Source organism: Psychrobacter piscatorii (genome assembly GCF_001444505.1).
GTDB lineage: Bacteria > Pseudomonadota > Gammaproteobacteria > Pseudomonadales > Moraxellaceae > Psychrobacter > Psychrobacter piscatorii_B.
This window is the reverse complement of record NZ_LNDJ01000052.1, coordinates 14,107-33,263: the sequence shown is the minus strand read 5'-3', so window position 1 is coordinate 33,263 and position 19,157 is coordinate 14,107. Positions and strand designations below refer to the sequence as shown.

The window sequence follows — 19,157 nt, the reverse complement described above, 5'->3', positions numbered from 1 at the left end:
TTATAGTATTTATGAAGGGTTGCCTGTGCAGCGGGTCACATATTGACCAACTGCCAAACCCGCAAGCGGTGCTCGCTACCTGTGTTTATGAAAGCTCAGAGGTCGATGTCTTGGCTTTTTTATCATAATCGCCGACACGTTGATTGATTAAAGCAAAATCAAAGTGTTCATCACCCATGAGGCTAACGATGATACAAACAATGGTGCTGGCACCATAGGCTGTTAGTGAGGCCAGTAGTACCATGTACTGACGTAAGAAGCCTGTGGCAAAAATGAGCATCAGTACCAGCGTTATCGCTGCCGCTACCATGCCGATTTTACGACCCAAAAAGCCAAAGACCATCAGTCCAATCACGACTGCGGCGCCCACACTGGCCAGTATTTCAAAGAAAAGGGCAGTAAAGCCTGTCATTGGTAGCAGCTCAAAGCGTACCACACAGAATAGCAGCAGGCCGATGATGACTGCCGAGGTAAAGGCGGCATTGGTCACGCGGTTCCAAAACACACTGGCGATGACCGGAAAAACAATCGCGCCCCATAATGCACCGACGAATACGAGCATCACCAAGATATCTAGCTTAAAGCTGGCAAAGATCAGTCCGGCAGCGGTGGCGATAATCATCGTGCTACGACCAACGAGCATCATGGTCTTAGGTTTGACTTTACCTCTAGCGATGTTTTTACCGTATACATCTGCCATCATAATGGTCGATAATGCCGACAAATCCGAATCAGCAGTCGATGACAATGAGCCAATGACTAAGATAAAGAATAGGGCGATAAATACAGGGTGCAAGTAAGTGCTGACCATCTGCGGGATGAGGTTGTTCATATTGCCATCTAGTGGCTCGATACCGATGGTCAAAGCCATCAATCCGATCATACCAAGACCGATGACGATACCAGCATAGCCGACCGTGGCGGTAATAAAGGTCTGTTTAATCTTAGTCTTATCGATCGCAAACAAGCGCTGCGTGATGGTTTGGTTACCAATCGCATAAGCAAGTACAGCGACAAAATAGGGCGCTCCTTGCTGAAAAAACGCTTCGGATGAAAAGAAATCCTGCTGTTCAAACGTGAGGTTAGAGAGGCCATCGACCATGACTTGCGGCCCACCCATCGCAAACAGTACCGCTGGAATAATGACAATACCGATGGCCATCAAAGCGACCAATTGCGCAAAGTCTGTAAAGACGGAAGCGCGAAACCCTGAGGTTAGGGTGTAGCTTAGCACCCCGATACCTGCAATCATGACCCCCGTCTGAAACGATAATGGCGATAATACCGACACCAACGCCCCAGCTGCAGTAAAGTTGACCATCAAGCTAATTAAGCTGCCCATAAGGTTGGATATGGCTAAAATTAATTGGCTTGATGAGCCATGGCGGGCGTGGATAAGCTCACCTAAGGTATGACCATCGGGTGCAAGCTCACGAAAGCGCATACCAAAAGGATAGATGAATAAGATCATCAGCGCGCCCCAAAAGCCGTAATGTATCGGCCCTGACACGCCATACTTGTAGCCAGAGGTCGCCGCCGCATAAAACGATGCCGCCCAAATCCAAGTAGCGGTCATACTAGCAGCACCCATGCCAAAGCCGACGCCATGGCCTGCCACCATAAATCCTGAAGTGGTTTCTTTGTCTTTTTTGATCAGCAATGACAACAAATACGTGCCGCCATAAAACGCTAACAACAATAAAATAATGGTTAACGATGAAAATTGGAACAGTGACTCAGTTTTCAAATTCATACCTCGCGATTATTTTACATAAATAAAAGTTTAATAATATAACTTTATCCAAAACTGTTAAGAATACAATAAAGCCCATAAAAGTCTTATGTAGAGGCATCACACAGTGCTAACAAACAGTTGGCCGTCACAAAAAGCGGTCAGCGCCGACCCAAATGCAGCGCGCTGGCGTACTTGGTGTTTCAAGAGTAGATCCTGTAACCTGTAAATGACAACTGTCCATTGACATCATGCCGGTCACTCACTGTTGTACGTCATTTGAAAAAATCACATGCAACAGTGAGCCACGTCTCACAAAAATCGCAGGGCAGTCATCAGCATGCGTCTGTTGATGGATAGTCCATCACGCTGTCAAGTGGTCATACTTGATAGTAGCTGGCTGCTATAGAGCGCTGACAAGGCAGGTATCTACAGCAAAATTATGGATAAGCACTCAGCCATCTGCTGATGACGGTGCTAAGTGTAGACAGCTTTATCGGCTAATATGTATAGCCGGCTGAAATACACCCAAGCATGAGCGAATTTTTGCCCATGATTAGGTAATTGACGCATTACCTGTAGTTAAGTATCAAACACGCTACAGCCCTGATGCGTCGCACCATAGGCTCGGTATTTATAAATAAAACTACAGCTATGTTAACTATGTGTAACATACTCGTGCACTAAGGGTACCCTATTCTGCCGTGAAGCTCAAATCTATCGGTCAGTTATCTGTCATAAATGACCAAAAGGCAGAGGCAGACCTCAAGAAAAATGGCATTGACAAATGGGGTTTATGAAAAGGTGTTTGTGAGGGTATCAATAAGGCTAACGTATTGAATGGTGGCAGTATTAAATGATCAATGTGAGGGTATCAAAGTAAACGGATCGGTGATAACGACAGGATTTAGAAAATGTGGTTAGGCAATACTCATCAAATACCAGTGTAGTAGGTGACTCTATTGTCACGCAAAAAACCAGCCAGCCCCAAACCATAGCGCTGGGCGACCCGTACGGCCGTACTGGTGGGAGCAGACATGCCAACGAGCCAAGGGATACGCCCACGAATCGATTTTTGTACCAGCTCGATAGACAAGCGTGAGGTCATCAGCACACAGTCTGCCTCTCGCTTGTTGCGCAGCTGCCAACCGATTAATTTGTCGAGTGCATTGTGACGGCCAACATCTTCAAACAAATACAGCTGCTCGTCATGCAGGGTCGCTGCTGCATGCACAGCTCCTGTCAGTTGGTGTGTATGCTGTGTGGCATCTACTTGCTGACGTAGTGCTAATAGATACTCAAGGCTTGGCACGGGTGCCTTATAGCTATGCATGTTTGCTTGTGAGTAGTGGCTCAAGTCGGGCAATGCCTGTGTCAGCCCCGTGATACCGCACATACCGCAGCCTGTACGCCCCGCCAGTTGGCGCTTTTGGGCTTGGATGCGCTGATGGCAGCGTTGGTTTATCACCAGCTCTACGACATAGATATCATAATCTTGAAATTGCTCTAAGCGTTGCTCAATGGAGGCGGATTCAAGATCGCCATCGTTTAAGGATTGAGCAAAATTTTGGTAGCTGGCAATATCTGTAAGATGTGTCACTTCCCAATCAAGCAACTCATGACTGTGCTGAATCAAGCCCTCGCTAAATAAGAACCCAACAGCCAAATACTCTAGTTGGTAAGGGCTGGCCATCAGTACCGCATAATGAATCCCATTAATAACGATTGATACCGCTGCCTCTACTGCCAAACTGGTGGTTTGAGACTCAACACAGCTTTGAGGTATATCGGCTCCATGAGCCTTGTCCGATGGATAATAATGCTTCTGTGCTAAATGTTTGCGAGCGAGCATTGTCTCGGCTGCGCCATTATCATTATCCTCAGATATCTCAGTCATAATCACTCTAGTTTCAGTTGTCTCTGCCATCATAGCCATTTTGCTAGAGGACTCACTTTGCTCAAAATTACTTTCAGTGATCATCACCACTTATACAGGTTCGACTGTCTGAACACTTGTATTCACACGCTCTAAGATCACGGTCGTCGATTTGTATGCTGGGATATGAGAGTCTGGCGCATGGGTATCCAAATCAAACAGGTCGTTACATTCAGGATAATAGGCGGCGACGGCATTGGCGGCGATATCCATCTCAGTCAATATGAGCGGCCCTAGTACGCGCGGCTTGTTTTTATACGCTGTGTGGCTTGAGCTGCTGGCGTGCCGCGATACCATCACCTGATCTCCTTTTTGCCAGCCTAGGCGGCTCATCTCATCTGGATGCATAAATAGCACGTCGCGGCGATTGGTCTGGCGATAGCGGTCTTTAAACCCGAATATCATCGTATTAAATTGATCGTGACTACGGACACTGGTCAATTGCCAAACCTTTTGCGTTGTGTCCTCATGATCAATGTCATGTGTATCCGCCATTTGGGCAGCGACATAAGTGATAGGGTATTGTGGTACTTCAAACTGAGCTTTGCCACTCTCGGTATTCCATACACGATGGCGAGCCGCATGATACAAATGAAAACCACGTTGCGAGTTGTGAATGCGCTGATTGAAGTCTTCAAAACCATTAATGGTTTGAGCAATATAGTCTCGAATGAGATCAAAATCTTCGCTCATGGCAAGCCAAGGAATAGAGGAGTCAGCGCCAAGTACGTGTGTCGCAAGCTCCGCTATAATCTTTGCCTCAGACTTTAAGGTATCACTCACAGGTTTAAGCTTACCTTGGGTTGGAACTATCTGACACATTGAATCTTCAATCGTTGCAAACTGCTCACCTTTTGTTGTCAGGATACGCTCAGTACGACCCAGACAAGGCAGAATGACGTTGTTTGCTCCTGGGTATAGCATGGTTTCATTGAGCTTGGTACCGACAAATATGTTGAGTTGAGTGGTGGTTAATGCTTGTTGAATAGCGCTGGTGTCAGGTGCGGCGACCGCGTAATTGCCTCCCATACCCATAAACACTTTTAATTCACCTTTGATAAGGGCTTTGGCGCCTGTGACGACATCATAGCCATGCTCTTTTGGCATAGGACGCTCAAAGACGCGCTCTAGACTGTCTAATAAGGTTTTACTCGGGCGTTCATGGATACCCATGGTACGATCGCCCTGAACGTTGGAGTGACCACGAATAGGGGAGGCGCCCGCACCATCAATACCAATCATACCCATTAGCAGCAATAAATTGGTAATCATCGCAACATTGTCATCGCCTTGCACATGCTGGGTGATACCCATGCCCCAAGTGCAAATGGTCGCTGAACTATCAGCCACTAGTCCCGCTAAGCTGATAATATCGGACTGAGAAATACTGCAGCCAAGTGTGATATCTTCCCAAGTCTGCTCTGTCAGCCATTGTTTTAGCGGTTCAAACCCTGCGGTGTGAGTGGTAATAAAATCATGGTTGATTCTATCATTTTCAATCAGCCATTTAGCAATACCCGTTAGCAGCGCTGCATCACCGCCGATTTGAATTTGAATGACATCATCGACCATATCATCACTTTGACCCGCGGCCATATGCGTGGGCTTTTGCGGATTTCTAAATCTACTCAAGCCTTGCTCGCGCATCGGATTAATCGAGATGATGCGGCACCCTTGCTCATGCGCGTGGGCGAGCATCTCGAGCATTCGTGGATGGTTAGTCGCTGGGTTTTGTCCAAACATCAATATCAGCTTGGCCTGCTCAAAGTCCTCTAGCATGACCGTGGCTTTACCGATACCTAACTGTTTGCTGAGCATGACGGACGTTGGTTCATGACACATATTTGAGCAATCAGGCAAATTATTGGTGCCAAAACAGCGCACAAATAACTGATATAAGAAGGCTGGCTCGTTGGTCACGCGCCCTGATGTATAAAATAGCGCTTCATTGGGTGAGTCAAGCTGTCCTAGCTGCTCAGCGATTAGGCTATAAGCCGCTTCCCAAGGGATAGGGACATAGCGATCTTGCGCGGCATCATAATAGACAGGCTCTGATAAACGACCACTATGCTCAAGCTCATAGCCCGACCAGCCTTGCAGCTCGGTGACGGTATGCCGCGCAAAAAATTGTGCATCCGCCTTTTTCGTCATGGTTTCGCTGGCGACGACTTTGATGCCGTTTTCGCAGACGTCGATGCGCTTATGTGACTTATGGTCTGGCCACGCGCAGCCTGGGCAGTCAAATCCGCCTTGAGGCTGATTGCTCTTTAGGACGCTGACACTACCGCGTAAAAAGGTTTGATAATCCATCAGTTTGCGTGTCGATGAGATCAGCGCAGGCCAACCAGCAGCAGGATGAGAGTAAATAGGAATTTTGCGCATGACAGACCTCATAGATAGATGACAATAGCGAAGCATTGATAGACAACAACTATATAATGGTCAACAGAAACTTCATATGATCATTAACTATAGATAACAAAAAACCTTCAAGAAAAATCCAATTTTCTTGAAGGTTTTAGGAGCAGCTAAAACAGTTATATCTGCTACATAAAATTCATAAGTTGGAAAATATTAGCTTAAAATCAAGCTATCGTCTTCGACCTTTTCGCCGCGTGTTTGCTCGAACATATCTAACAAATCGTGTACGGTCATGCCTTTACGAATGTCTCCAGACACGTCCAAGACCACTTGCCCTTGGTGTAGCATCACGGTGCGCGTACCATGTGCCAATGCTTGTTGCATAGAGTGGGTCACCATCATGGTGGTGAGCTTATTGTCTGTGACAATTTTATCTGTCAATTCTAAGACAAAGGCGGCAGTTTTTGGATCAAGGGCAGCAGTATGCTCATCGAGCAATAAAATCTTAGAGGGCTGTAGCGATGCCATCAGCAGGCTCACCGCTTGACGTTGACCACCAGAGAGTAGACCCATACGGTCTGTCAGGCGATTTTCTAGTCCCAGTTTTAACACAGACAGTTTTTCACGGAACAAGTCACGGTTGTTTTGATTTAGTGCAAACTTCAAGCCGCGCTTGCCGCCACGTTTGTAGGCCAGTGCCATGTTTTCTTCGATCGTCAGCGCTTCACAAGTACCTGCCATCGGATCCTGAAAGACACGAGCGACCCAGTGTGCACGTTGATGGGCGGATTTTTTGGTGACATCAATGCCATTTAGCAAGATTGAACCACTATCGACGCGCGTGGTACCGCTTACTGCGTTCAAAAAAGTCGATTTACCTGCACCATTGGTACCAATAACAGTGACGAACTCACCATCAGCGATATTCAAACTAATACCACGTAGGGCAGGGTTTTCGATAGGTGTGCCTGGATTAAAGGTCAACTGTAAATCGGTGGCTTGCATCATAATCGTTATTCCTTATTATCTCTTCGGGCAAAGCAAGTGCTGTTGGTACTTGCTTAAACTGTCATTAGGCGCGAACTTTGCGTGATAAAAACTTCGTTTTCGCTTTTGGTAAGACCAAAGCCAGTACCACGAGTAACGCGGTAATTAAGTTCAAATCTTGCGGACCAAAGCCGATACTACGCAGCGTATCGCTCGATAGTGCGACCTGAATAAACAGCTTGTACAATACTGCACCGACCACAACCGCAAAGGTAATTAACCAAATACGCTTGGCAGGAATGATGGTCTCACCAATGATGACTGCTGCTAGACCGATGACGATGGTGCCGATACCGATAGAAATATCAGCGCCGCCTTGGGTCTGGACAAATAGCGCACCTGCCAAGGCAATCAAACCGTTAGAGATCGCCATACCGATGATGGTCATCCATGAGGTATTAATACCTTGTGCTTGTGCCATTCTCAAGTTTGAGCCCGTAGCACGCATTGATAAACCAGTTTCGGTACTATAAAACCAGTTTAAAAATATCATAGCAATCGCCACGACGATCCCGATAATCAGACAGCGCATCCAATAACCATTGCCATTAGTCACTAAGGTGCTAAATACTGTCGTCTCACCAAGTAGCGGTAGGTTTGGAGCGCCCATGATGCGTAGGTTGACAGAATATAGGGCAACCATCACCAAGATACTGGCAAGCAATTGTAGGATGCCAAGTTTGACGTGCAGCCATGCAGTAACGATACCGGCGATTGAGCCTGCTAGCATACCAAAAGCACAGGCGAGCCACGGATTGACACCCGCAACGATAGAGATGCCAGCGACCGCGCCGCCCAGCGGAAAGCTACCGTCAGCCGTCAAGTCAGGAAAGTCAAGCGTACGAAATGAGATCAGCACACCAAGTGCGACGAGGCCATAGATCAGACCACTTTCAAGCGCACCAAAAAAAGCAATTAAAGACATAAGAGATCAGTAAGTCATAACTCAGTGTCTAGCGTATGGAACCAAGATAGGTGAGTGGCAAGCGCCAAAACCTTCTACATGCTAAACAGCTAAGCGGTGAATTTAACAGATTAAGCAATCTGCGGTTATGGTAAACCAAAACAGGTCACGATTAACAACGATCATAAGTTACCTTGGTTTAAAGCTATAGTTCGAGCCATGGCAATATTTAATGCAGCAAAAATGTATTTTACTTAACAAATAGCAGATAAGCCATAAGCTAACTACAGCAATATATGAAACAAGCTATTTAAATGGGTTCTGCTGAAACAAGAAGCCCAGCTTACTGACTCATAGCTGGGTTTCTTGTCAAACATTTAGCATGACAGCACAAAAGCGCAATCACTGATTTATACTATGATTTTGCTCATGGCTGCTATGGTAAGCCAAATAAAAAGGTGCGTTATTCTACCACTTCTTTTGCTTTATCGATAACTGCTTGTGACAAAGTAATGCCTTCTTCTTCAGCATGTTTTGGGCTGACATACAGGTTAAGCGCTTGTGGGGTGTAAACAGGGATAGCGCCTGCTTTTTCACCATTCAAGATACGAACAACGATTTTACCCGTTTCACGGCCAAGCTCATAATAATCTACGCCTAATGCTGCAACCGCGCCGCGCTCAACTGAGCTGGTATCTGAGGCGATCAGTGGAATCTTGCTTTCTTTGGCGATTTGATAGAGTGACTCGTAAGCGGATACCACGTTATTGTCTGTTGAGGTGTAGATCATATCGACCTTACCTTCTAGGCTGCGTGCTGCCATTGCGATGTCATTACTACGCTGTGCTGGTGCTTCGAGTACGTTGATGCCAAGCGGTGTCAATTTCTCTTTTAGATTTTGTAAGATAATCGTTGAGTTGACTTCACCTGGGCTATAGACATAACCGACATTTTTTAATGATGGAATGATTTGACGCATCAAGTCGATTTGTGGCTCGTACGGTAGGGCATCTGATGCGCCTGTAACATTGGTGCCAGAACCATCTAGCTTAGGTACCAGTTTGGCTGCTACTGGATCGGTAACCGCAGAGAATACCAGTGGAATGCTGCTAGTAGAAGCGGCAACAGACTGCGCAGATGGTGTCGCGATAGCGACGATCACATCTGGGGCATCAGCAACGAATTGCTTAGCAATCTGTCCAGCAGTAGCTGTATTGCCCTGTGCGCTTTGGAAGTTTACGGTTAGGTTTTCACCGTCTTTGAATCCTGCTTCGTTTAATTCGTCGATCACGCCTTTGCGAACATCATCAAGTGCTGGATGCTCAACGATAGCAGTGATAGCAACAGTTTTCATTTCGGTGGCAGTATCGCCAGTAGCCGCAGTATCAGTCGTGCTAGTATCTTGGGCTGATTGATTACAACCCGTTAAGATAGCAGTGCATACACCGCCTAGTAGTAACGCTTTGCCAAAATTAAAACGATTTTGATACAACATGGTTCTGACTCCTAAAAGTAATAATGTGTCCGTACATTATTTAATAGATGGGTAAAAGGGTAAAACGAGCCACTTATGATGGCTACAGGGTATTTTTCAGTATTACTATTCAGCACTATTTATTTTATTCGTGCTATTTGTTATCAGTGCTTTGCGCTTGTTCATCAACATTGATGCCATTTTTTAGCAACTCTGCTGGCAAACTAACGCCTTGCGTTTTGGCATGCTTAGGGCTGATATATAAGGTTAGATCGTTCATGACGGCAGGTTCAATGGTATTGATCGCCTCGCCATTTAATACGCGATATACCATTTTGCCAGTGGTACGACCAAAGTCATAATCATTAACGCCAAGAGCAGCTGCCGCGCCGCGCTTCACACTAAACTCATCAGACGCGACAATAGGGAGTTTCAACTCGTTTGCTGCTTGGGTCATGGCCTCAAAAGCAGAGGCAACATTATTGTCAAATGAGGTATAGATGATATTTGCGCGTCCTTGCAAGCTACGTGTTGCCATGCCGATATCGGTTGGACGATTGGCAGGAATGTCTAACAATGTCAGACCTCGGGCTGGCAGGGCTTGTTTTAGGCTATCACGTAATGACACTGAGTTTGCTTCGCCTGGGCTGTAAACGTAGCCGATCGTTTTCATATCAGGCTTTATTTGTTGTAGTAAATCTAACTGCGGCTCTAGAGGTAGCTGACTCGATAATCCTGTCAAATTGCTTTGAAAAGGCTTGCCATCTTCATTGATGAGCTTAGCGCCTAGTGGGTCTGATACGGCCGTATAAATGATAGGAATCGTAGTAGTAGCCGCGACAATCGACTGGGCCGATGGCGTCGAGATAGCGACGATGGCGTCCGGATTGTCTCCTGCAAACTGCTTAGCAATCTGTCCTGCTGTCGCTGTATTGCCCTGTGCACTTTGGAAGTTGACCGTTAGGTTTTGGCCTTCGACATAACCATTGTCTGCCAGCTCATCAATAATACCGCGGCGCATGTCATCCAATGATGGATGCTCAACGATTTGGGTAATCGCAATAGATTTGGCAGGTTTTTCTACATCTGCAGCAGAGCTATTTTCAGTAGTGGCGGCTGTGTCAGTAGAGGAGTTCGAGCAGCCTATCAGGCCAAGTGTGCTAATGGCACTAAGAGCAACGCCATATAGGCTTAAGCGTAGAGTAGAAGCAATAGTCATTATTAGGATAACTCATAGGTTATATCAATCATAAAAACCAAGCGAGGACTGCCAGATTGATCAAGCCTACTAATAGCAATGCTCAAATGATCTGTTTGGTTCTCTTTGGTTCTAAAAAAGATATTGGAGAATGCAGATTAGCCGAGTCAATGCTATGTTGATGCCAAAATAGCAGGCTAACCATTAAATAAAGTAATCGTTCCGTCGATTATTATGTTTATATTATGACAGCAATGTAAGTTATCGCAATAAAAAATTAAAGCGCATTCGTCATAGGCGTACTTAGTAAGACTATTAGGCATTGTCGTAACCACTGTCATAAGTGTGGTTTTGAGTATTTAACCATAAGAATTAGCCTCTTAAGGCATTGTCTTATCCAATAAACTGATAGTCAAAAAGCATACAAGCTAGCAACGCATCTATTACCAACCCACTTCATAATTAACGTAAGCTAATGTTTATATAAAAATTTTTTATATGAGAAGTAGGGTGCGTCCAAAATCCATATCATTACTATGTTGACGTGTTGAATATACAACGCACTCAAATATCTCATTACTATTATTCAAACGTATTTTAAGGATAACATTATGAAGACGGCCAATCTAAAACGATTAACCATCGCTGGCATTACGGCAAGCTCATTGATTTGCCTGCCTGCTATGGCAAAAGACAATCATGGCAATGGGCACGGTCATGACAAAGGCAACTCTGCTCACATTAGTAAAGATTACAACCATAACAATTATCAAAATAATGGTAATGCCCGCCCGAATATTAACGCGTATCGCAATGCTAGCCCTAACGCGTCATTCAAGCGTGACCTTGACAAATACGGTTATAGAGTAGTCGGCAAGATTGATAGAAGGGATTATGATCGTTCTGTTATTTTAGACCGTTATGATGACCGTTACGTACGTATCCGTACGCCAGACAATAAGATTGTGACAGTAATTAATAACACGTTGGAAATTATTGATGTTTTGAGTAGATAACAGCGCACTTTAATCTTTTAAGTCACCCATAAAAAAACGGTCTATTGAGACCGTTTTTTTTCGTTCTTTCTTTAATTATCACTTACACCACTACTTAAGTTAATATTTTTATGCGAGTACATCACCAATGACACAGTTATCAGGTAGCGTAACGATCGTTAGCTGAGTTTTTGGATCGCCTGATGACAAAATCATGCCCTCAGAGATGCCAAATTTCATCTTTCGCGGGGCAAGGTTGGTCACGCAAATGACTTTTTTACCCGTCAGTTGCTCAGGCTCATAGAACTTACGAATACCGCTAAACACGTTGCGTGGCTTTTCTTCACCAACATCTAGCGTGAACTGTAGCAGCTTGTCCGCGCCTTCTACGTGATTGCACTCAAGCACTTTAGCGACTTTCATCTCAACCTTAGCAAAGTCTTCAATACCAATATAATCCGTTTGCTCGGCATCAGTATTAGCGTCTATTGCAGGTGATTTGTCTTTTGCGGCAGGCTTGTTATTTTCGGTCATAGCAGGCGTATCAGCTTGAGCTAATGATGCTTTAGAATCTTCTACCATGGCTTCAATATCTTTTTCTTCGATACGTTGCATCAGTGGCTTGAATTTATTGATTTTATGGCCTAATAACCACTCATTACGACTGGCAAAGCTTAAATCGTCAATGTTCAAAAACTCTTTCGTATTTGCTGTCAGCTCAGGCAATACTGGTGCCAGATAGACCATCAACTGACGGAAAATGTTGATAGCGACCGAGCAGACGTCTTGAACTTCTTGCTCAGTGCCTTCCAATTTCGCGAGCGACCATGGCTTTTTGGCATCGATATATTCGTTAGCTTTATCCGCACACTGCATGATGAGGCGCATAGCACGTGAGAATTCACGATTCTCGTAAGCAGCAGCAATCTCATCGCCCGTTTTGGTAATGTCTTCTAATAGGCGCGGTTCAGCGCAAGTCTCAGACAGTATACCGTCGTATCTCTTAACCAAGAATCCTGCACTACGACTAGCGATATTGACCACTTTACCCACCAAGTCAGAGTTGACCTTTTGCATAAAGTCTTCTAAATCAAGGTTGATATCTTCGACTTTGTCAGACAGTTTGCTGGCGAAGTAATAACGTAAGTATTCAGGGTGTAAGTGCTCAGCATACGTCTCGGCCTTGATAAAAGTACCGCGTGACTTACTCATTTTTTCGCCATTGACCATCAAGAAGCCATGGGCAAAGACGCCCGTTGGCGTGCGGAATTCACTACCGGCTAGCATGGCAGGCCAAAACAGTGCATGGAAATACACGATGTCTTTACCGATGAAGTGATAAACTTCAGTTTTGTGCTCGTTTTCTTGTGCCCAGTAGCGGTCAAAATCAAGCGCTTGGTCTGTTCCCGCACGCTTATCACATAGGTTTTTAAAGCTTGCCATGTAGCCCACTGGCGCATCAAGCCAGACATAAAAATATTTGTCTGGCTCATCGCTTGGGGTATCTGGAATCTGAAAACCGAAATAGGGCGAATCGCGCGAGATATCCCAGCTGGCAAGTCCTGCCTCAAACCATTCTTGCAATTTATTAGCCACTGAGGTTTGCAAGCGATTGTCACTGCGCGTCCAGTCCTGTAAGAACTGCTCAAACTCTGGCAAATCAAAGAAATAATGCTTAGAGGTTTTAAGCACAGGCGTTGCATCAGACAATGTCGAATGCGGGTCTTTTAGATCTGTTGCATCATAAGTGGTACCGCATACTTCACAGTTATCGCCGTACTGATCTGGTGAATCGCACTCAGGGCAAGTGCCTTTGACAAAACGATCGGCTAAAAACAATTGCTTTTCAGGATCAAATAGCTGCTCGACATCTTTTGTACTGATATGACCAGCCTCATTTAGACGACGATAAATCAGCTCAGAGAACTGTTTGTTTTCTTCTGAATGAGTGCTGTGATAATTATCAAAATTGATCAGGAACTTTGAAAAATCCGCTTCGTGTGAGGCTTTGACTGAGGCAATTTGCTCCTCTGGCGTGACGCCATTGGCTTCTGCTTTGAGCATGATGGCCGTACCGTGTGCGTCATCCGCGCAGACATAGGTGACCTGATGGCCTTGCGCTTTCATCGCACGTACCCAAATGTCGGTCTGAATATATTCTACAAGATGCCCCAAATGGATATAGCCATTGGCGTAGGGCAGCGCACTGGTTACTAGAATCTCACGCACAAAATCACCTATATTTTTATATAAACGGGTTAGTTATCGAACATCTTAAGCGGCTCATCGCTCATCGATGCGACATCGTTAATGCTAAAAACTTCTAAAAATAATAAAAAATCAAAAAGTGTGCCTATGATACCGTAATTCAGATAATTTTGTGATATTCCTTGGTAATTACTTCTCATTTGGCAAGCATTTATTAGCCATGAACGATAGGTTTACACCGCATATTGATGGTCATAAACCAGCCATAAAAAACCCATCTGGGAATTGAGTTTTTAGGCTACTGAAATTTATCGATGGGAAAACCACATAGGTCAATATAGCGTTCAAGCCAACGCCGCCTACATCCTCTTCATCATGCTGACCATAACTTTCCCCCCGCTGCATTGGCTTTTTTGGCACGTGACTGAAGCCACAACCAACCACAGATAAACATGATCGTACCGCCAATGATACCCAAAATAGGCGCGGCAAATACGTTGGTGTTGTAGTAAGGAATTGGAATAGCGTTTTGGATGGCTGGCGTGCCTGGCAGTGCAGTCATTGTAAATGTAAATGACCCTAGGGCAATCGCTGCTGGAATCAAACGTTTTGGGATATCGGCTGCTCTGAACAAGTCCTTGGCGATTGGATAAATAGCAAAAGCCACAACGAACAACGAGACGCCGCCATAGGTCAAAATAGCACAGACCAAAATCACCGCAAGAATGGCCTTGCTGGCACCGAGCTTTTCGACGACGGTATTGGCGATGGCAGTTGCCGCACCAGAGTCGGCCATCAAACGCTCAAACAATGCCCCTAGCAAGAATATAGAGAAGAATTTGAGTAAGAACCCACTTAAAGCGCCCATAAAGACATCGGTATAAGCGGGGATGGTGTTTAAAAAATCACCTGATAGTAAGACTGCTAGCGTCGCCATAATCGGTGCTAAGATCAGCACAGAATAACCGCGATAAGCAAAAAACATGAGTAATAATAGGGTAATGACAATCGCAAATTTACTAAACATGATAGCCCTCCTTGGCAAAATTAAGACAGCGTGTATGTCGCGCTTATCGATGTAGGTCAATAAAATTAATCAAAAAACCTTATTTATTGTATTTTATTAAACATAAATCCAGTTGAGATATTACTGAAAGATAAGAAATACTTTGTTGACTTGCGTCCTCTTGGGGTTATTTTCTAATCACTAAGCAACTAGGCGCTACGAAAATAATATGTTAAGTTAGCATAAGTATTTTGTACGTGATATACCGATATAATATGTATTATTATAAATAAAAATATTAAGTATAATGTTTAATATGAGCCGCGCTTATTAAAAGGAAGTTTATTGACAATAAGCGTTAACCATAAAAACTGGTCATAAATCTCATCACAAACAGCAAATTTACAAGGAATGTGAATATGTTTAGTGCCATCACTAACGTGAGCGTACAGCTGGTCAATCGCTATCTACCATCTCCGTTTGTCTTTTCAATTGTTTTAACCCTCATTGCGTTCGCGGTTGGCTTGGCTATTACTGGTCAAGATATGATTGCGATGGCAGGGCACTGGGGCAATGGACTGTGGTCGTTACATAGCTTTGCGATGCAAATGGCGCTGATTTTGGTCACAGGTTACGCGTTTGCCAGTGCGCCATTCATTCAACGGTTATTGGACAATCTTGCCAGCAGAGTTCATTCTCCTACGACCGCCATTATCGTATCGACCCTAGTTGGGTTGGTCAGTTCGTGGATAAATTGGGGTTTTGGTCTGATTATCGGGGCTATTTTTGCCAAAGCACTAGCAAAGAAAGTCGCTAATGTTGATTATCCTTTACTCGTTGCTGCGGCTTATTCGGGTTTTGTGATTTGGCATGGCGGCTTCTCAGGCTCGATACCTTTGACGCTTAGTTCGGGTGGCGATACGCTACTGACGCTATCTGGCAATACGATGACCGAAGCAGTGCCTTTATCTCAGACTGTATTCGCAGGCTATAACTTACTGATTGTAGGTTTACTCATTGTTATCTTGCCGCTACTAAACCGCTTTATGCATCCCAAAAATCCTACCGTGATTGATCCTAAATTAATCAAAGAAGTGATCTACGTCGCGCCCCAAAGAAATACACCTGCGCAAAAGCTCGATGATAGCCGTATCATCGCCGTGATATTGCTGGCGTTGGCAATGATGTACTATATCAGCGAGTTTGGCAACAATGGCTTTAATCTAGGGTTAAACATTGTCATTGGGCTATTCTTATTCATTGGTTTGTTATCGCATGGCACGCTAGAGCGCTATTATCGCGCCGTACACTCAGGCATCGGCGGTATCACAGGCATTGTACTGCTGTTCCCTTTCTATGGCGGCATCATGGGAATTATGACGGGTGCAAATGCGGATGGCATCTCCATCAGTACGCAAGTCACCGAGTTTTTTGTCAATTCCGCTTCCGCAGACAGTTTCCCGATATTTGCATTTCTAAGTGCTGGCCTAGTGAATGTTTTTGTGCCATCGGGCGGTGGACAGTTTGCTGTGCAAGGCCCCGTTATGATTCCTGCGGGCATTGAGCTGGGTGTCAGTCCAGCCACCACTGCGATGGCGATTGCGTGGGGGGACGCGTGGACCAATATGATTCAGCCGTTTTGGGCCTTGCCATTGTTGGGTATCGCAGGTTTGGATGCGAGAGCAATTATGGGTTACTGCCTGATCGTGCTTGCCGTATCTGGCGCAGTCATAATGGGCGTGTTTTGGTTGGTGGTATAACGTTGTAATGCTCAAAAGAAATAAGAGTCGTAAAATAAAATGCGTGAAAAGTAATCATCAAATGGATACTTGATATAGCTAATTCAGAATGAGCTTTACACGGATTAAAAAATATAAATGATAATCATAGGAGATAAGCATGAGTCAATCAAAAGTATATAACAGTGCTGAAGAGGCACTAAGCGGTATTGTTAAAGATGGGCAAACACTCGCTATCGGTGGTTTTGGTCTATGCGGCATTCCAGAAGCATTGATCGAAGCACTACGTGATAGTGGCGTTAAAGAGTTGACCTGTATCAGCAACAACGCTGGCGTCGATGATTTTGGACTTGGTCTGCTACTACAGACCCGCCAAATCAAGAAAATGATTTCATCATACGTTGGTGAAAACAAAGAGTTCGAACGCCAGTACTTGGCAGGCGAGTTAGAAGTTGAGCTAACCCCGCAAGGTACATTGGCCGAAAAGCTACGCTCAGGTGGTGCGGGTATTCCTGCATTCTATACAGCGACTGGTGTGGGCACATTAGTTGCCGAAGGTAAAGAAACGCGTGATTTTGATGGTCGTACTTATGTATTAGAGCATTCACTGCGTGCGGATGTGGCACTCATCAAAGCACAAAAGGCTGATAAAGCCGGTAACTTGATATTTAATAAGACCGCTCGCAACTTCAACCCAGACTGCGCGATGGCGGGAAAAATCACCATCGTCGAAGTCGAAGAAATCGTCGAGACAGGCACGTTTGATCCAGATGAAGTGCATCTACCAGGTATTTTTGTGCAACGTATTGTATTGAATGCTAGCCCTGAAAAACGTATCGAAAAAACCACGACTAAAGCGGTAGAAAGCGCTTAGATAAAATCATGATTGAGACTTATCGTCAGTTTTTAGATTGATAATAACTTAGATAGCTAATTGTTTAGATAGCTAACGATTTAGATGAATAGCAATAGAATATCGTAAAAAATAAGGAAATCAGCATGGCATGGACAAGAGAACAAATGGCGCAGCGCGCGGCAAAAGAGCTACAAGACGGCTATTATGTCAACTTAGGCATTGGTCTACCAACGCTAGTCGCTAACTATATTCCTGAAGGCGTAGACGTATGGCTACAATCAGAAAATGGGCTACTCGGTATTGGTGAGTTTCCAACCGAAGACGCCGTTGATGCAGACTTGATTAATGCGGGCAAGCAAACCGTGACCGCAGAAGCAGGGGCCAGTTATTTTAGTAGTTCAGAGTCCTTTTCGATGATTCGCGGTGGTCATGTCAACTTGGCGATATTAGGCGCCATGGAAGTCTCAGAACAAGGTGACCTTGCTAACTGGATGATTCCCAAAAAAATGGTCAAAGGCATGGGCGGTGCGATGGATTTGGTCGCAGGCGTACAGCGTGTGATTGTATTGATGGAACAGGTCAATAAGCATGGCGATCCAAAAATCTTAGCCAACTGTGAGCTACCATTGACGGGTAAGGGCGTGGTTGATCGTATCATCACTGAGCTTGCCGTATTAGACGTTACTGACAGTGGCCTAAAATTGGTTGAATTAGCAGATGGTGTTAGCTTTGACGAGCTACAAGAAAAAACGCCAGTTAGCATTGCTCAATAGGATTTATCTCCTAATATTTATAGATCATAATAAGGAACCTATATGGCCACCTAATTACAGCAGGATTTGACAGGTAAAGTGGCATTAATCACTGGCTCTGCAAGTGGTATCGGTCGTGATATCGCTGAGACTTATGCAAAAGCAGGCGCTATGGTTGGTATTGCCGATATCAATCTTGAAGCAGCACAGCAAACGGTTGATGCCATTGAAGCAGGTGGCGGGCGTGCTCTTGCGATTGCGATGGATGTCACCTCTGAAGATGCGGTAAACGAAGGTGTACAGAAATTGGTTGATACCTTTGGCGCTATTGATATTTTGGTGTCTAATGCTGGTATCCAGATTATCGATCCTATCCATAAAATGACGTTTGATGTCTGGAAAAAAATGCTCGCTATTCACTTAGATGGGGCATTTTTGACGATCAAAGCTGCGGTACAGCACATGTATCAAGACGATAAAGGCGGCACGGTCATCTACATGGGCTCAGTACACTCGCATGAAGCGTCACTTTATAAAGCACCTTGCGTCACTGCCAAGCACGGCCTGCTAGGACTGTGCCGCGTATTGGCCAAAGAATGTGCTGAGCATAATGTGCGCTCGCATGTGATCTGTCCAGGATTTGTCAAAACGCCTTTGGTCGAAAAACAAATCCCGCAGCAAGCAAGCGAGAAAGGTATTAGTGAAGAATCTGTCGTTAATGACATTATGCTAGTAAATACTGTCGATAAAGAGTTTACGACGGTAGAGGATATTGCTCAGTTGGCACTATTCTTAGCGGCGTTTCCCAGTAATGTGTTTACAGGACAATCTATCGTTGCCAGTCATGGCTGGTTTATGAATTAATAGACAGATATTGCGCCTATTATAATAGAACAAACCACAATGTCAGACCTACTGGCGTTGTGGTTTTTTTATGCGTCCAATTCAG

Annotated in this window: 14 protein-coding genes; 5 read left to right on the top strand and 9 right to left on the bottom strand. The window is 44.8% G+C overall.

The features are described from left to right. Positions 1–85 precede the first annotated feature (85 nt). The 7 genes from AS194_RS03825 to AS194_RS03795 form a co-directional block, all read right to left on the bottom strand. The gene (locus AS194_RS03825; RefSeq protein WP_058024153.1) at positions 86–1,753 is read right to left on the bottom strand and encodes a sodium:solute symporter family protein; all 1,668 of its coding nucleotides are present in this window, start codon (positions 1,751–1,753) and stop codon (positions 86–88) included. A gap of 913 nt (positions 1,754–2,666) precedes the next feature. Further along, entirely contained in the window at positions 2,667–3,629 is a 963-nt protein-coding gene (locus AS194_RS03820; protein WP_058024218.1) for a formate dehydrogenase accessory sulfurtransferase FdhD, read from the bottom strand. Between the two features lie 90 nt (positions 3,630–3,719). Further along, positions 3,720–6,050 (bottom strand): FdhF/YdeP family oxidoreductase, encoded by a 2,331-nt coding sequence (locus AS194_RS03815; RefSeq protein WP_058024152.1) that lies wholly within the window; start codon positions 6,048–6,050, stop codon positions 3,720–3,722. A gap of 192 nt (positions 6,051–6,242) precedes the next feature. Then, on the bottom strand, positions 6,243–7,037 hold the full coding sequence (locus tag AS194_RS03810) for an ABC transporter ATP-binding protein (protein ID WP_058024151.1): 795 nt from the start codon (positions 7,035–7,037) through the stop codon (positions 6,243–6,245). A 64-nt stretch (positions 7,038–7,101) separates the two neighbouring features. Continuing rightward, positions 7,102–8,001, bottom strand: a complete 900-nt coding sequence (locus tag AS194_RS03805; RefSeq protein ID WP_058024150.1) for an ABC transporter permease — start codon at positions 7,999–8,001, stop codon at positions 7,102–7,104. A 442-nt stretch (positions 8,002–8,443) separates the two neighbouring features. Beyond that, positions 8,444–9,475 carry an ABC transporter substrate-binding protein gene (locus tag AS194_RS03800; protein WP_058024149.1) on the bottom strand — a complete coding sequence of 344 codons (1,032 nt, stop codon included), beginning with the start codon at positions 9,473–9,475 and terminating at the stop codon, positions 8,444–8,446. Between the two features lie 133 nt (positions 9,476–9,608). Continuing rightward, positions 9,609–10,673 carry an ABC transporter substrate-binding protein gene (locus AS194_RS03795; protein ID WP_058024148.1) on the bottom strand — a complete coding sequence of 355 codons (1,065 nt, stop codon included), beginning with the start codon at positions 10,671–10,673 and terminating at the stop codon, positions 9,609–9,611. A gap of 590 nt (positions 10,674–11,263) precedes the next feature. Here AS194_RS03795 and AS194_RS03790 point away from each other — a divergent pair. Continuing rightward, complete coding sequence (locus tag AS194_RS03790) at positions 11,264–11,668, top strand: hypothetical protein (RefSeq protein WP_058024147.1); 405 nt, start codon at positions 11,264–11,266, stop codon at positions 11,666–11,668. A 108-nt stretch (positions 11,669–11,776) separates the two neighbouring features. On the opposite strand, the gene metG is transcribed toward AS194_RS03790, so the two are convergent. Then, a complete protein-coding gene (gene metG, locus AS194_RS03785; RefSeq protein WP_058024146.1) occupies positions 11,777–13,876 on the bottom strand; it encodes a methionine--tRNA ligase in 2,100 nt (699 codons plus the stop codon). 352 nt (positions 13,877–14,228) lie between these two features. Then, a complete protein-coding gene (locus tag AS194_RS03780; protein ID WP_264753427.1) occupies positions 14,229–14,882 on the bottom strand; it encodes a hypothetical protein in 654 nt (217 codons plus the stop codon). A 398-nt stretch (positions 14,883–15,280) separates the two neighbouring features. On the opposite strand from AS194_RS03780, the gene AS194_RS03775 reads away from it, so the two are divergent. From AS194_RS03775 to AS194_RS03760, 4 genes are all read left to right on the top strand, one after another. Further along, the gene (locus AS194_RS03775) at positions 15,281–16,621 is read left to right on the top strand and encodes a short-chain fatty acid transporter (RefSeq protein ID WP_058024145.1); all 1,341 of its coding nucleotides are present in this window, start codon (positions 15,281–15,283) and stop codon (positions 16,619–16,621) included. Between the two features lie 139 nt (positions 16,622–16,760). Beyond that, positions 16,761–17,474 carry a CoA transferase subunit A gene (locus AS194_RS03770; RefSeq protein ID WP_058024144.1) on the top strand — a complete coding sequence of 238 codons (714 nt, stop codon included), beginning with the start codon at positions 16,761–16,763 and terminating at the stop codon, positions 17,472–17,474. A gap of 125 nt (positions 17,475–17,599) precedes the next feature. Next, on the top strand, positions 17,600–18,229 hold the full coding sequence (locus AS194_RS03765) for a 3-oxoacid CoA-transferase subunit B (protein ID WP_058024143.1): 630 nt from the start codon (positions 17,600–17,602) through the stop codon (positions 18,227–18,229). A gap of 66 nt (positions 18,230–18,295) precedes the next feature. Then, a complete protein-coding gene (locus AS194_RS03760) occupies positions 18,296–19,072 on the top strand; it encodes a 3-hydroxybutyrate dehydrogenase (RefSeq protein WP_058024142.1) in 777 nt (258 codons plus the stop codon). Positions 19,073–19,157: the final 85 nt, after the last annotated feature.

Bases quoted from the DNA above. Each gene is read 5' to 3' on its own strand.
- AS194_RS03805 (WP_058024150.1), bottom strand. From the start codon at position 8,001: ATGTCTTTAATTGCTTTTTTTGGTGCGCTTGAAAGTGGTCTGATCTAT.
- AS194_RS03790 (WP_058024147.1), top strand. From the start codon at position 11,264: ATGAAGACGGCCAATCTAAAACGATTAACCATCGCTGGCATTACGGCA.
- AS194_RS03815 (WP_058024152.1), bottom strand. From the start codon at position 6,050: ATGCGCAAAATTCCTATTTACTCTCATCCTGCTGCTGGTTGGCCTGCG.
- AS194_RS03820 (WP_058024218.1), bottom strand. From the start codon at position 3,629: ATGACTGAGATATCTGAGGATAATGATAATGGCGCAGCCGAGACAATG.
- AS194_RS03810 (WP_058024151.1), bottom strand. From the start codon at position 7,037: ATGATGCAAGCCACCGATTTACAGTTGACCTTTAATCCAGGCACACCT.
- AS194_RS03825 (WP_058024153.1), bottom strand. From the start codon at position 1,753: ATGAATTTGAAAACTGAGTCACTGTTCCAATTTTCATCGTTAACCATT.
- AS194_RS03780 (WP_264753427.1), bottom strand. From the start codon at position 14,882: ATGTTTAGTAAATTTGCGATTGTCATTACCCTATTATTACTCATGTTT.
- AS194_RS03765 (WP_058024143.1), top strand. From the start codon at position 17,600: ATGGCATGGACAAGAGAACAAATGGCGCAGCGCGCGGCAAAAGAGCTA.
- AS194_RS03795 (WP_058024148.1), bottom strand. From the start codon at position 10,673: ATGACTATTGCTTCTACTCTACGCTTAAGCCTATATGGCGTTGCTCTT.
- AS194_RS03800 (WP_058024149.1), bottom strand. From the start codon at position 9,475: ATGTTGTATCAAAATCGTTTTAATTTTGGCAAAGCGTTACTACTAGGC.
- AS194_RS03770 (WP_058024144.1), top strand. From the start codon at position 16,761: ATGAGTCAATCAAAAGTATATAACAGTGCTGAAGAGGCACTAAGCGGT.
- AS194_RS03775 (WP_058024145.1), top strand. From the start codon at position 15,281: ATGTTTAGTGCCATCACTAACGTGAGCGTACAGCTGGTCAATCGCTAT.